Source organism: Paenibacillus swuensis, from assembly GCF_001644605.1.
Classification (GTDB): Bacteria; Bacillota; Bacilli; order Paenibacillales; family DY6; genus Paenibacillus_N; species Paenibacillus_N swuensis.
Genome location: NZ_CP011388.1, coordinates 1,117,278 through 1,131,421 on the forward strand (window position 1 = coordinate 1,117,278; position 14,144 = coordinate 1,131,421).

The window sequence follows — 14,144 nt, forward strand, 5'->3', positions numbered from 1 at the left end:
GTTAGAAAATACGGTAATTCGCCATTTTATAAGCTAATCTGTAAGAAAGGATAATGAGGCCCATGCCGATTACCGATTTGAACAAACCGACAGCAGCGCCAAAACTCATTTCTCCGTTTAAAATAGCCATGCGGTACACATACGTATCAATAATATCGCCCTTATCATAAACAAGTGAATTATAGAGATTGAAAATCTGATCGAATCCTGCGTTCAGAATATTGCCCAGCGACAACGTCCCAACCACCACGATTATCGGGAGCAGGGAAGGCAGAGTGATATGGAGCGTTTGTTTTAATCGCGCCGCGCCGTCCACTTCAGCCGCTTCATAGAGAGAAGGATTAATGCCCGCCAGGGAGGCCAGAAAAATGATGGTGGAGAAGCCAAATTCCTTCCAGACATCGCTCACAACGACCGTAATTCTGAACCAGTTGCCGTCCCCTAGGAAAAATATAGGCTCCACCCCGAACAAGAAGCCAAGCGCTTTGTTGACGATTCCGCCATCCGGAGAAAGCATGTCGAGCAGGATGCCTCCCAGAATGACCCAGGATAAAAAATGCGGCAAATAGACCAGGGTCTGCAGTACTTTCTTATAAGCTAGCTTACGCACTTCATTTAGCAGGATGGCGAACACTAAGGGAATAACTAAACCTGAGGCAATTTTGAGAGCGGCAATGATGACGGTGTTCAGGATGACCTGCTTGCTGTCCGGTCTTTCAAACATGTATTGAAAGTGATCCAGACCGACCCACGGCGAATTCGAGAAACCGGTCCACGGCTTGTACTCCTGAAAAGCCATAATGATACCGCCCATCGGCAAATAGGCGAAGATCAGCGTCATGATGACAGCGGGCAGCAGCATTACGTGGAACGGCCAGGTTTTTTTGAGATTCCATGTGCGTTTGTACATCGATTACGACCTCCTTTATATCTATTTTGATTCATTATAAAATGCAGCTCCGTCCTAGGGGTATGGCGGGTTGAAAAGGGCGATGGCATTTTTATAGCTTCCTGACTTTTAACAGCTGCGTCTGCTACTCTTGTGAGGAATTCCTTGGAACTAATACCGGCATAACAAAAAGAGCCACGCATTGCATGGCTCTTTTTTGCTTCTAGACCGAAACTTTCATGATGAATAGGCGTCTAAAAAATAACTACAAGATTAGGCGGTGTTTTGCTACTATGGCAAGAAAACTCAAGGTAAAGTGGATCGTAATGATAATCATCTCTGTTTTGTCACTAATGCTGTTAAGTATTAATGTTATGAACGGAGCCAGTTACTTAAAACAGATTCAAGCACATATCATTAACGTCAAATATGTTATAAATGGAGAAGAGAGAACCATGGGGGATGAATATACTTCTCTTACCTACAATAACCGTTTATACGTTCCCATTCGTTTTGTTGCTGATACCCTGGGGGCTAGGACCTTATATGATAACACTACTAAAGAGGTTAAGATTGCTAACATCCATACTCAACAAATATTCAATACAACGAATCGAAAGCATGCGAGTTCTAACCATTTTGAAATAGGCTTATTTAGTGGCAAAAACCAATATACACGCGATGAGATCCCATCCATATGGTCAGAAGTTGAATATGTGGGTAGCGGCGAGATCAAGATTGAACACGGGTATCCGCTGCTGTCTTATTACATTAAGGATAAAGATGGAGCTATACAACATGAATTTACAGCACCTATGAAGATGACATCTACCTTTAAACAGAGAGATAAGCAACTACGGTTTTTTCCTGAATCTTTAATCAAGAACTATCTGATAAATAGAGATTTGCTGTTAAATCGTTCTTCAACTCAACAAGAGGTAAGCGATTTTAGACTTGATCCAGGTCATTATGTCGTCGGAGCAGAAGCTGATTTTATCATAAGCGGTTCAAAAGAAACCACAACACTTCAAACTGAAATAAACATAACAGTTGTTGAGTAGGTTTCGTTTACAAATAAAAGAGACAGTATAATACTGTCCCTCGCTTAGTTCGATGTATCTAGTTCAAGTTTATCTACACGTTCATTTAGTTGATCATAATCAACTTCCAATAAACGCAGTCTACGGTCAACCTTGTTGAAGTTGTTATTAGTTTCTCTGCGGAAATCGTAAAATTCATTTTTTAAGATCGTCAACGGACGTCTTTAACTCGTTTATATCCTTTTTTATGTGAAGTACTGCGTCTTGAGTCGTCGTAGCCTTTGCGTCAAGAGTTTCAAGCGCCTTTAATACAGCACTCATGAATTCACGTTCGTTCATTTCCATTCGATCAACCTCCTGATTATATTATAATATCATGCTAAGCGCCCAGACGGTGGCTCAATCCTTCTAAATAATGAATAAAAATTGCTCCCCTCGCGGCAACAGTTTTATAATCTCAACTGTCTACCGTATGGGGAGTCTATCAGTCATCAGCCCGGAGCGCGCTCTTATTACGGAGTTACCTTCACACTCGTAGCAGAGCTTATCGACTTATTTAACCACAGCAACAATTGTCCGTTACTCACGACAGCTTCGTAATCCACGCCTGCCGTCAGGGCTACGTTGTTGAGTGACACTGCAGCGCTGCCCGCGTTCCAGTTGGTAATCTTGAAAGCGGGGTTCTTCTGCGTCTGACCGGCAACCGGCGTGATCGTGAAATTCGTTTCCGTTGCGCCGGTGCGGTTGAACTCGATGGTTTTGTCCGGATAGTAAGTGCCGGTATATGCGCTGTTCCCATTGTTCATCGTGATGGTGCCTGGCTTCAGCCAAGCGCTGGTATGATTGCGCATCGCCGCATAATCATTGGAAGCGGAGAGACCGATTAAGGACGTATACTCCCGATATTTCCTGCCATTGCCGTCCGTCTTGTAGTTGGAGGACCAGTTCGTCCCTGAATTGTACTGCCCCAAGCCGAACATGGATGTATGAGCCGGAACGCCGGGGAACACAGCGAATGTGCTGTTATAGTCCGGGCTTCCGTCCGCTCGCTTCGCCCACCATATTTCCTTGTTGATCGGGAAGTGGCCGAACTTCCATTTCATATCATGCCATGACATCTCCACATCCAGGTTGAGTCCGGCGGATACGCCTTTATCCACATAGTCCGACGTATGCTCGTTATTCCAAACCGCATACGCATCCAGATTGTTCAGATGTCCCACGGTGATCCATTGCTTCCAGTTATGCAGCGTTGGCAAGTACTGCGAGTCGAACGTCTTCGTGCCGCTCGCCTGATACGTATTGTTGAAGCCGCTCATTGTCGACTTCGTGAAGTTCAATAAATTACCTTCCAAGTTAGTGAAGGAGGAGACAGTATCTGCAATATACGTTTCCGGGTACTGCGCGCCTTTACCGTTCGTAATCACCATCGGTTCCGACAGCTCGAAGCCCTTGTTGCTCCAGTTTCCGTCCAGCTTCGGCTTGAAGTAAATATGCCGCGTTCCGGTTCCGTCCGGATAGATGGTCCAGTACTCATCGACTTCCGGATACTGTCCGTTGTTGTTCCCCACAGAGCTTAAGTCCGAAGGATTCGCGGAAGATCCCAGAACTTCATAGTTGGGATTAATCAGGGTGTATTTCCAGTGAATTTTTTTGCGAACCGCCGTGTCCTCCAGAATATTCACCGTGGTCCAGCGCCGCGTCCGATCCGACATCGGCTCGAAGCACCCCAGCAAGCCGTTCGTTGCCCAAGATTCCACGAATTCATAGCTGAACGCCGTCTTGTCATCCAACTGCCACATCGGCACATAATTCGCCTGATCCCAGAATACTAGCTTCCGATCCTGATTGCGGTAAGCGAACTTGTCCCCGAACGTTACTACAACGGCTTCGCCCGCATAACCGCCCCAATTGTATTCGCGTTTCGTTGCTTTGAAGCCTGTGCCCACATCGCTCTGATCGTCGTGCGGCTTGTTCACCGCACGCAGGTTATCGTACTTAACGGTAACGCCGTTGCCATCCCGGACCAGAGGCATTACATAGAATTCGGAGCCTGCGGCGTTCCAATCCTTCGACGGAGCCAGTTCCACCCAGTCTTCTACATACTGACCGCTGATGGTGGCGCCGATTCGCAGGTAATAATGGAAGAAGCCCGTATTGTTATTACGTATAATGCGCAGCTTCTTGGCATGATTCTTCGTGGGCAGCGAATATTTGCCGTCCAGCGCCACGTCATAGCGGTCACTGTTGTTTAACGTGTAGCCGGGATCGGTCGGATTCGCCGTAAGCCCGGTGTTGTCGCGGACGTTATTGACCCCGTTCTGGCGATCCAGCACTTCGGCATGAATCGAGCCGTTCCAGTTATAGATGTTGATTGCGGTCCAATTGTTGTAATCCGGGGCATTGTTCGTCTTCTTCACGAGCGCAAGTCCGATAGGAACTTCCAGGTTCGCATCCACCTCCGCATAAAAGTGGCCGGATACCGCTTTGGTGTTATAGACACCGAACGTGGAGTTGCTGTTCGTATTCGTAATATTGAGGCCGCCGTTCGACACATTAAACGAACCGCCGGAATTCCCGTACAAGTAAAAGCTCTGGTAAGATCCCGTGGTGTTGAAAGCATCATTCAGTTGAACCGTCCCGTTCTCCGCGGAAGCTGGCGATCCCTGCCAAACCAAGACAGCGCTTACACAAAACAGAGCCACAAATGCGTTTCTAAGGCTCCATGCATACTTCTTCTTCATTAATTCATCCTCCTAATCATTAACTACATTTATAATCGCCTTGCAAACAACCAAGCACCCCCTTGAATTAGTATAAAAAAAGAGACACAGAAACGTATATGCAGCTCTTGTGTCTCCCCATTGCGTAAGTTTGCTTATCCCTTTACGGCACCGGCCATAATGCCCTTCGTAATCTGCTCGGAGAAGAGCAGGTAGATCGCGACGGACGGAATACTGATTAACGTCAGCACGGCGAATTGAGCGCCATAATTGCTGGAGTATTGTCCTTGAAATTGAATAATCGAGAACGGAAGTGTCTTCAGCGACTCCGATGAGATAAAAGTCAGCGGATTAATATAATCGCTCCAGCTGGCTAGAAACACCATGACGCTAATCGCGGCAATTGCCGGTTTACACAACGGGATGACGACCTTCATGACCAGACCGAAGATGTTCAAGCCGTCGATAACAGCCACTTCTTCCATCTCGCGGGGCAGGCTGACCAGGAAGCCGGTCAGGATGAACGTGGAAATAGGGATGTTGAACGCGATACCCGGTAAGATGAGGGACCAGTAGGTGTCGAGTAAGCCGATATTTTTGAAAATAAGAAAATTCGCCAGTAACGTCGTTTGCACCGGAATAATCATCCCGATCAGGATGATGCCGAGCACGACGCCTCTCCACTTCCAATACATGCGTGTGAAGGCGTAAGCCATGAAGATCGAGATCAGTGTAGTCATAACGATGGTAACCGCGGTGACAAGAACGCTGTTCAGGAAGAATTGCGGCACTTTCCCATGGGTCAACGCGTCGCTGTAATTCTTCCAATGGAACGGATCCGGCCACTTCAGAATGCTGGAACCGAAGAATTCGCTGCTGGGCAGGAAAGAGAAGTTAAACAGCCACAGTAAGGGGAAGATCTGAAGGACCGCGATGATGGCGATGGTGCCCCATATTCCTAGTTTTCGCAGCATCACGCTTCACCCTCTTCCGATTTCATCATTTTGTTCATGGCAAAAGTAACCAACAGACAGATAACAACGAAGGTAATCGAAACCGCGTTCCCGTATCCGTACCGATTCAAGCTGAACGCTTCCTCATACATGTAAGTCAGAGGCATATGGGTAGACTTGAACGGACCGCCGTTCGTCATAAGCTTTGTAATATCGAACATCTTCAAGCTCGCGATGACGGCAAGAATCACATTCACTTTAATAATAGGCTTCAGCATAGGCAGGTCAATCAGCGTATGAATCTGGAAATTGCTTGCGCCGTCCAGCTTGGCCGCTTCATGCAGATCCGCGGGAATGCCCTTGAGGCCGGTGTAATACAGCAGGAATGCGTAACCGAAGCCGCACCACATGGAGACGAGAATAATACACCAGATGGCGGTCTTGGGGTCGCCCAGCCAATCATGCTGCCAGGATTCCAGACCGACGATATCGAGCAGATGGTTCAACAATCCGAATTGTGTGGAGAAGATGCTGCTCCATACCATGGAACCGACAACGACGCCGATAATTGTAGGCAGGAAGTAGACGGCGCGGATCGCTTTCTCGCCGCGGCCAAGATATTGGGCGAACATGCCCGCCGCAATCGCGATGGGATGCTGTATGAAGATCAAGGCGAGCATCATGAGCAGCGCGTTCCATAAGGAATGATAGAAATCGCCGTCGCGAATGAGTTCCTTGTAATTATCCAAACCGATGAACGTATAAGGCTGTAACAAATCATAATTGGTGAAGGAATAGAATGCGCTATAAATCAGCGGAATTAAGATAAAACAGGCGAAGAACAGCAAGCCCGGCATGATGAATAACGTAATGATCAGCTTGTTGGAAAGCATCTTGGTCATCTCTACAACTCCTAACCCCGATAAGGAACGGGATTCTCCTGTAACCAGGAGAGTCCCGCGCTATCGTTCTTTATATTTATTTGGCCGCGTTCTTCTCGGCTGCTTGATCTAACGCTTTCTGGAACTCTTCCGGTGTCGAAGCTCCCGCAAGAAGCTTCATCAGCGCATTGTAGTAATCCTTCTGGTTATCTCCTGCCAACGTGTTCTGGATAATATCGCTGGTGGACGTCGCCGAGGAGAAGATGGTTGTAAAATCCTTCTGAAGGTTGTTCTCTTTCCCCGTGAAGAACTGATCATACTTCTGCGTAGGAATCGCCGTGCCTTGCTGCCAGGCCGTCTTCGCCCAATTGTCAGGCAGGAATACCCATTTCAGGAACGCTTTCGCTTCTTCGAGATGCTTGGACTTGTTGGAGATGGAATAGCCGCCTCCGAACCATAGCGCTGTATCGGTCGCTTTCGCTTTAGCCGAACCCGGGAACGCGAAGGCTCCGAACGAATCGCGCATTTCTTGCGGAATATTCTCATCCACCGCCATACCCATTTCCCATTCGCCGATTAGGAACATCGCGGCCTTGCCCTGCGCGAACATATTCTTAGCTGTGTCGTAATCGTTGTTCAGGAAGCCGGCGCCGAAGTATTCTTTCTTGGCCATCTCCTGGTACGTCTTCGCCGCTTCAATAACGGATGGATCCATGAATGTTCCTGTACGATCCAGACCTTTCTTGGCCACATCGAATGTGCCTGCCGCGCGCTGCAGCATCAGGTCGAACGTGATGGCCGGTTCCCATTGCTCTTTGCCCGCCATGGCGATCGGCACAATCTTCTTCGCTTTCAGCTTGTCCGCTACAACTGTCAGTTCATCCAGCGTTGTAGGAACCGTCAAACCGTTGTCTTCAAAAATCTTCTTGTTGTACATCACCGCCCAGAAATCAGCGTTCTTCGGAATGCCGTACAACTTGCCCCCACGGGTGAAGCGCTCCAGCGCGCCCGGTACGAAGCCGCCGTCCTTGTAGTCGTTCAAATCCAGCTCCGCCAAGGAGTTGTTGTTGATCATCGGCTCCATGAAAGCGTTGTCGCCCCACGAGTTGAAAATATCCGGCAACGTGTTGGATGCGTTGTAGAGCTTAATTTTGTCCCGATAAGGATCGGTTTGCGCGGTTTCTACCACAATCTTGATGTGCGGATTCTCTTTCATATACTGATCAATAATCGTTTGCTCCAGAAGTCCCAGCCCGCTTGTGCGATCCGGTGTGTTGCTGAAGAACTTGAGGGTAACGTCTTCCTTGGTCGCTTCTGTCGTCGTGTTGTTCTTGTTCGTATTCGGCTCTGCGCCCTTGTTGTTCGCCCCTGTATTGCTGTTTGAATTACATGCTGTAAAGAGTAAGACGGAAGCCATCGCTACGGAAAGTAGAGCCCCTTTATTCCACTTCATGAACGGCATCTCCTTAACATTCTATATTTGTATTTTCTAAGTCTGTCTTAACTGTAATGCTTAATGCGTCTGGTGATAAGGTGGCAAAACAACGAAAAGGTGTTTATTCCTCCAATCCCCATTGTGAGAAACGGTGATGAAGTTTATGATGCTAAATATAGACATCCTTAAGGAAATGAGCTGGATTTATTGAAGAGATTCTATGAGAAGCTCTCCGTTCGTTATAAGTTGCTGGTCCTGATCGCGGGACTGTGTTTCCTGATTATAAGCGCATTCGGCTACTGGGCTTACCGCATCGCCACCAGCGAGGTCATCCGGAACAATGAGCAGACGGACGCCAATCTGCTGGAACAGACGATGATTCATCTGGACTTCGTCGCGCAGGATGTCATTAACGCCTCGAATTTCTTCATCTTGTCCAAAGATCTGCACAAGAACCTGACTAGCGGAACGAAAGGCCAAGAGGACATTAATTACTTGCATCATCGGAACAATCTGTCCGAATCCATCATGCAGATGTTGAATTCGAGACACTATATTAAATCGTTGATTATATATTCGGATGCTATACAGCCGATCACCTACAGTAACTATTCGATGAACCCGATTATGCCCTATGAACAGTTTAAAGAGACGGATTACTATCGGCAAGCGAAATCCCAGCCCGGGAACATGTTCTGGGGCACATATGAAAGCGCTGTCGGCGTGTTTCCCGACCGGCGCAACGGCGAGCTCTTGTTGATGGGGATGTTAATGAACGGCTTTACGGGTCTTAGCGACGGCTTTATCGTCTTCGGTCTGGACGTCAGAGAACTGATTCCGGAACGGACGATGAACGGGATGAAGATTTACATAGCCAACGAATACGGGGAAATTTTGTCGGATTCCGAAGGGAAAGAGACGGGGAACGAGATGAGTTCTTTGCCTTATTTTGCCGATAAGAGTCTTGAGGAGTTGAACCGGAACGGGTGGAAGCCAGGGGCGAAAGATTGGATCATTTCCCATGCGCAATCGTCGTTCTCGGGATGGCATCTGGTCATTGTGCAGCCGCATGCGAACCTGGTATCCAAGTTGGGACACATTAAGACGATTACGGTGCTGACCATTGCCATCGCGCTCACGCTGAGCCTGCTTATATCGTGGTACATCTCCAGCTTCACTACACAACCGATTCTGCGGATTCTGAATTCCATTCGCCACTTTCAGCGGGGGGACTTTGAACAGAGTGTGGAAGTCCGCGGCAATGATGAATTCGCGCAGCTCGGCAGCGGCTACAATACGATGGTCGGCAACATCCGGACGCTGATTCATGAGCAGTATGACAGCAGGCTGAAGCTGAAGGAATCGGAACTGGCGCTGCTTCAATCGCAGATCAACCCTCATTTCCTCTATAATACGCTGAATACGATGAGCTATATGGCGCAGAGCGAGGGCAGTCCCAAGATTGCGGAGATGCTTTACTCGCTAAGCTCCTTATTCCGCATCAGCCTGAGCGACGGCGCTGAATGGATCTCATTGGAGAAGGAATTCGAATTAATGAGCAGTTACCTGTTTCTTCAACAAGAGCGATTTCCCGATCAATTCCAGTATGAAGTGCGTTTATCACCGGAAGCGGCTGGAATTCTCATTCCTAAACTGGTGTTGCAGCCTTTTGTCGAAAACGCGTTGATTCACGGCATTCAGCCTTCCGAGCACTCCGGTTTCATCCAGATTCATGCGGAGTTGGACGGGGAAAAGGTGCGCGTGCAGATTACGGATAACGGGGTCGGTATGGATTCGTCCAGACTTAATGGCGAGGTCGACGAGGTTGGTGGGAAGTTGGGGAATGCAGGCGCCGGGAATGCTGGAGGGCACCCTCCGCGCACCGGTTATGCGATTCGGAATGTGAGACAGCGGCTGGCTCTGTATTACGGTGATCAAGCCAAGATTCATCTGATGAGCAGGGAACATCAAGGGACACAGGTAACCGTTGAATTTCCGGCAAATTCACAAAGACTGAATTCTTAATGGAGGTGAAGATTCATGTACACCATACTCATCGTTGAAGACGAACCGCATATTCGTAAAGGAATTATCTCCATGGTGGACTGGTCTTCCTTGCAGGTAACGGTAATCGGGGAGGCCGGTAACGGAGCGGATGCGCTGGCTCTGATGGAGCAGCAAGCTCCGGATCTGTTGTTGACCGACATTGAGATGCCCCGGATGAACGGACTGGAGTTAATCCGGACAACACAGGAACGGGGATGGAACATTACGCCGCTTATTCTGTCGGGACACGATCAGTTTCACTACACGAAGCAAGCGCTGAAACTTGGAATTTCCGATTATATATTGAAGCCGTGCCGACCCGGGGAAATTCAGGAGGTCATCTCCAATGCCATCTTGAACAGACAACAGCGCTCTAATGAACAGGAGAATATCTCTCTCCTCAAGAAGAACTGGGTTCAGGGCCTGCCCTACATGAAAAACCAGGTGTTATCGCGATGGTTCCAGCATGCGAGCAACCCTGTTGAGGATCGCCCCAGGCAGGCTGCGCAATTGGAGATGAAGCTGCGGAGCGAGAAGTTGACCCTGTTCCTCCTCCGCTTCGATTCCAGCTCGTTCGCCAATCCGAACTATTCCGAATCCGATGCCGAGTTGATTCGGTTTGCGGCTTGTAACATTTTGCAGGAGGTTGTCCCGGCTGAATTTATGCCTTATTGCGAGATTGTTCGTGTTGGCGATGATATTGCGATTGTCGGCAACGTGGAGTCTGTGTCCGGTAATGTCCTATCGATGGCGTTTCTGCAAGAAAAGCTCGAGTCGCTGCAAAAGCTGTTGCAATCGTACTTGAAGGTCTCCCTGTCCATCGGCATAAGCGCATCCGTACATCCTCTGGACACATTGCATATCGCATTCCAGGAAGCTTGCGAAGCTCTGCGGCAGAAGTTCTTTCGGGGAAGCGGCGGGATCTATTTCTGGGAGCAACATAAGGATACGCCTGTGCAGGTCGCGCCGAATCGGAAGACGGAGCTTGCCTTGCATGAGAATAAGCTGCTGGAACAGCTGCGGGCGGGAAAGTTCAGCGAGGCCATAGACGAGATGGATGAATGGCTGGCCTTGCTCCAACAGCTGGAGGACACTTCCGCGGTGCAGCTGCATACGATGTCTCTACTTACGAAGATGAGCGATATTGTGGACCAGCCGGAGCATCAAGCGGAGTGGGGGAATACATCCGCGGCGTTAATCAGCCGTTATTCCGCGCTGGAGAGCTTCGATGATGTAGCCAAGCTGATCTCCGAGATGATCAGGCAGTTGGTGGATATGCTGCACATGGGCAAGCCTCTGCATAAATCCGTTGTGCTGGCGAAGCAATATATGGAGGCGAATTACCGGCATAACCTCACGGTCGAGTCTGTCAGCAAAGAAATCTTCGTGTCGCCGAATTATCTGAGCACCTTATTCAAGCAGGAGATGGGCATTCGGTTTCTGGATTATCTGCATCAATACCGGATTCAACAAGCGAAGGCGCTGCTGCTCGATACGGATATGAAGATCTATCATGTCGCGAAGTCATGCGGCTATAACGATGAGAAACATTTTACGAAGATGTTCAAAAAGTGGACGGGCGTCAATCCCTCGGAGTTTAAATAAACGCAAAGAAGAGCAGGGCGCATGCCCTGCTCTTCTTGCTTTCAATTGCACTATTTTAGTAGCTGTCTTCCAAACTGCGAAGCTTTAGCTGGGCCTTGAACATGTCCAGCGTGAGCGGCTCGGACAGGGTAGATTTTAATGCCACAACCTTGCGGCATACGCCCCCGGTCAGATGGAAGTAGTTATCGCTGAACACAGCATCGGACTTCTCCATCTCGAGCTCCACGAACATCGCGAACACGTCGGATAGAACCGTGACCTCGAAGGCGTCCGCGGTCTCTTCCACGGTCGCTTGCAGGCTGGCAGGCAACAGCTCGAAGTGCTTCGCCGGCAGGAAAATCGTACATCCGTCGCTGACATACCCCTCGTCCGTAACCAGCGTGTACTCCAGATAATGTCTGCGCTTCTTCTCGTCGGAATCCAGCTCCGCCGCGAAGTCCAGCTCTGCCAAGGATACAGTGGTTAAGGCTGGAACGTCCGCCGCCGCCTGACCTTCGCGAATGACCTTCGACGCTCGGTCCTTCAGACTCCAGTGGACCTTACCCTTGAACGGGTTCAACGACTCGTTGCTGACATGAAGCGATGCGGTAACGCCTTCTTCCCATGCGGAGAGCAACACGGGCGCGAAGAACTTGCGAGCCGCATAGTGTAACGCCTTCCAACGGCCGTAAGAATCGATACTAGCCCAGGAAGTCACCGGCCAGGAGTCATTCAACTGCCAGTACACGGCCCCCATGCAACGTCCTCTGTGTCTTCTCCAGTGTTCCACGCCGTAACGCACGCCTTCGGCCTGAATGAGCTGAGATACGTAAGGGAACGATTGGAAATCCTTAGGAAACTTGAAGTATTGAGACAAGTAATACACCGTCGGTTCAATGCCGGAAGGATGCTTCTGATGATCTTCCATGACGTAGGAATACACATTGTGATCCTCCGGAAGGGCAAAGGTATCGATCGTCTTCATGCTCGGGAACGCCTGCAATCCGAACTCCGACATGAACCTCGGGAACCGGTTACGGAAATCGGTGAACGGTTTGCGTCCATGCCAGATGCTCCAGTCATGCATATCGCCGTAATTCTCATCATTCGGCTTCTCGAAGCTGCCAAAGGAAGAGGGGGAAGCAAGCCAGTAGAATGTATTCGGGTCAATTTCCCTAGCAAGCTCTGGAAGAACGACCTCGAACTGCTTGATATAATCCGCCTTGAGCTTCAGACTCTGGTTAATATCCCAATCTACCCATGCCCATTCCATCTCATTGTTTCCGCACCACAGACCCAACGAGGCATGGTGGCGGATGCGCTTCATATTCTGAATCGTCTCTTGAACGATGTTCTCCTTGAATTCTTCCGTGAAGTCGTACACCGCGCACGCATACAGATGATCTTGCCATACGATTAAGCCGTACTCGTCGCACAGATCATAGAAGTAATCCTCGGCGTAATAGCCGCCGCCCCAGACGCGAATGCAGTTGTTGTTGGCGGCAACGCAATCCTGGATCAGGCGCTCGGTCTTCTCCCGATTCGTGCGGGCGATAATCTGATCTTCGGGAATATAATTGCCGCCCATGGCGAAAATATCATGCCCGTTCACACAGATGGAGAAGGAACGGCCCCACTGATCATCCTGTTGGGTTACGGTCATCGTGCGAAGTCCGATACGCATATGCCTGCGGCCAAGCTCCAGTTCCCCGCTCATCAGCACCACCTCCAGCTCATACAGCGGCTGCGCGCCGAAGCCGTTCGGCCACCATAGCTCCGGCTTCGTTACCTGTAGCCCGATATGTTCGGTCGCTTGCGCGTCTTCCTGACGGGCCATCAATATCTCCCCGGCTGGGGTGCGCAATGTAACGTTTAACGTGTAATCTTCCTTGGTCCAAGCATCGATACCGACGCGGATATCCAGGTCCACGGCATCTTCCCCATGCTTCTGCGTAACGTATACTTCGTCCAACGCCGCGATACTTTGGCCGATCAGACTGACATTGCGCCAGATGCCCATATCCGGCAGACAAGGACCCCAGTCCCAACCGAACATATAATGCGCTTTACGAATGTACTGGAAGCCCTCAATCCCGTTTACGGACCAGATCGGGTTCTCTTTATATTTACGCCGAACGTACTCTGTAGGGGAACGGAATACGATAAGAAGGTCGTTCTCGCCAGCTGCGACAAAATCTTTCACATCGAACTCATACGTTCTGTGCATGTTGTCTGTCTTCGCCAGAAGTCGGCCGTTCAGGTGAAGCTCGGCAAGCGTGTCCAAGCCCTCGAAACGAAGAAACACCCGATCATGCTTCAACAGTTCACTGTTTACTTCAAAAATCCGGCTATATTCATAATCGTAATCCGACAGCTTGGCCGCACGGATGTCATTATCTCGGTAATAAGGATCCTCCATTAAGCCGGCGTTCAAAAGATCATAATAGACGGAACCCGGCACGGTCGCGGGTATCCAGGCGTCTTCACATACTCTTCGCATTTTCCATGTGCCTTTCAAATCGATGGTTGTTACAGCAGTCATGTTTGTACCTCGCTCACTTATGTGTAATTTAAATATCTATAAGTTATTGTA

The 14,144-nt window shown here is 49.3% G+C and carries 10 protein-coding genes; 3 read left to right on the forward strand and 7 right to left on the reverse strand.

The window, feature by feature from the left end; all coding sequences use genetic code 11:
* Position 1: 1 nt before the first annotated feature.
* Positions 2-910, reverse strand: a complete 909-nt coding sequence (locus tag SY83_RS04740) for an ABC transporter permease (protein ID WP_068604724.1) — start codon at positions 908-910, stop codon at positions 2-4.
* Between the two features lie 272 nt (positions 911-1,182).
* Between SY83_RS04740 and SY83_RS04745 the strand changes: the two genes are divergently transcribed.
* On the forward strand, positions 1,183-1,950 hold the full coding sequence (locus SY83_RS04745; RefSeq protein WP_068604727.1) for a stalk domain-containing protein: 768 nt from the start codon (positions 1,183-1,185) through the stop codon (positions 1,948-1,950).
* 174 nt (positions 1,951-2,124) lie between these two features.
* Here SY83_RS04745 and SY83_RS23010 read toward each other — a convergent pair whose 3' ends face one another.
* The 5 genes from SY83_RS23010 to SY83_RS04765 all read right to left on the reverse strand — a co-directional run bounded on the left by SY83_RS23010 (position 2,125) and on the right by SY83_RS04765 (position 7,939).
* Positions 2,125-2,274, reverse strand: a complete 150-nt coding sequence (locus tag SY83_RS23010) for a hypothetical protein (RefSeq protein WP_157279786.1) — start codon at positions 2,272-2,274, stop codon at positions 2,125-2,127.
* 167 nt (positions 2,275-2,441) lie between these two features.
* Positions 2,442-4,673 carry a hypothetical protein gene (locus SY83_RS04750; RefSeq protein WP_068604729.1) on the reverse strand — a complete coding sequence of 744 codons (2,232 nt, stop codon included), beginning with the start codon at positions 4,671-4,673 and terminating at the stop codon, positions 2,442-2,444.
* A 134-nt stretch (positions 4,674-4,807) separates the two neighbouring features.
* Positions 4,808-5,626 carry a carbohydrate ABC transporter permease gene (locus SY83_RS04755; protein ID WP_068604731.1) on the reverse strand — a complete coding sequence of 273 codons (819 nt, stop codon included), beginning with the start codon at positions 5,624-5,626 and terminating at the stop codon, positions 4,808-4,810.
* On the reverse strand, positions 5,626-6,507 hold the full coding sequence (locus tag SY83_RS04760; protein WP_068604733.1) for a carbohydrate ABC transporter permease: 882 nt from the start codon (positions 6,505-6,507) through the stop codon (positions 5,626-5,628). The genes SY83_RS04755 and SY83_RS04760 overlap by 1 nt, the downstream gene beginning before the upstream one ends.
* 76 nt (positions 6,508-6,583) lie before the next feature.
* The gene (locus SY83_RS04765) at positions 6,584-7,939 is read right to left on the reverse strand and encodes an ABC transporter substrate-binding protein (protein WP_068604736.1); all 1,356 of its coding nucleotides are present in this window, start codon (positions 7,937-7,939) and stop codon (positions 6,584-6,586) included.
* A 189-nt stretch (positions 7,940-8,128) separates the two neighbouring features.
* On the opposite strand from SY83_RS04765, the gene SY83_RS04770 reads away from it, so the two are divergent.
* Positions 8,129-9,946 (forward strand): sensor histidine kinase, encoded by a 1,818-nt coding sequence (locus SY83_RS04770; RefSeq protein WP_068604738.1) that lies wholly within the window; start codon positions 8,129-8,131, stop codon positions 9,944-9,946.
* Between the two features lie 15 nt (positions 9,947-9,961).
* The gene (locus SY83_RS04775; RefSeq protein WP_068604740.1) at positions 9,962-11,572 is read left to right on the forward strand and encodes a response regulator; all 1,611 of its coding nucleotides are present in this window, start codon (positions 9,962-9,964) and stop codon (positions 11,570-11,572) included.
* Positions 11,573-11,627: 55 nt separating this feature from the next.
* On the opposite strand, the gene SY83_RS04780 is transcribed toward SY83_RS04775, so the two are convergent.
* The gene (locus SY83_RS04780) at positions 11,628-14,093 is read right to left on the reverse strand and encodes a beta-mannosidase (RefSeq protein ID WP_068604742.1); all 2,466 of its coding nucleotides are present in this window, start codon (positions 14,091-14,093) and stop codon (positions 11,628-11,630) included.
* Between the last annotated feature and the right edge of the window lie 51 nt (positions 14,094-14,144).

What these genes read in the sequence shown, in the direction of transcription:
- SY83_RS23010 (WP_157279786.1), bottom strand. Translation starts at nt 2,274, where the DNA reads ATGGAAATGAACGAACGTGAATTCATGAGTGCTGTATTAAAGGCGCTT.
- SY83_RS04765 (WP_068604736.1), bottom strand. Translation starts at nt 7,939, where the DNA reads ATGAAGTGGAATAAAGGGGCTCTACTTTCCGTAGCGATGGCTTCCGTC.
- SY83_RS04775 (WP_068604740.1), top strand. Translation starts at nt 9,962, where the DNA reads ATGTACACCATACTCATCGTTGAAGACGAACCGCATATTCGTAAAGGA.
- SY83_RS04780 (WP_068604742.1), bottom strand. Translation starts at nt 14,093, where the DNA reads ATGACTGCTGTAACAACCATCGATTTGAAAGGCACATGGAAAATGCGA.
- SY83_RS04740 (WP_068604724.1), bottom strand. Translation starts at nt 910, where the DNA reads ATGTACAAACGCACATGGAATCTCAAAAAAACCTGGCCGTTCCACGTA.
- SY83_RS04750 (WP_068604729.1), bottom strand. Translation starts at nt 4,673, where the DNA reads ATGAAGAAGAAGTATGCATGGAGCCTTAGAAACGCATTTGTGGCTCTG.
- SY83_RS04760 (WP_068604733.1), bottom strand. Translation starts at nt 6,507, where the DNA reads ATGACCAAGATGCTTTCCAACAAGCTGATCATTACGTTATTCATCATG.
- SY83_RS04745 (WP_068604727.1), top strand. Translation starts at nt 1,183, where the DNA reads ATGGCAAGAAAACTCAAGGTAAAGTGGATCGTAATGATAATCATCTCT.
- SY83_RS04755 (WP_068604731.1), bottom strand. Translation starts at nt 5,626, where the DNA reads ATGCTGCGAAAACTAGGAATATGGGGCACCATCGCCATCATCGCGGTC.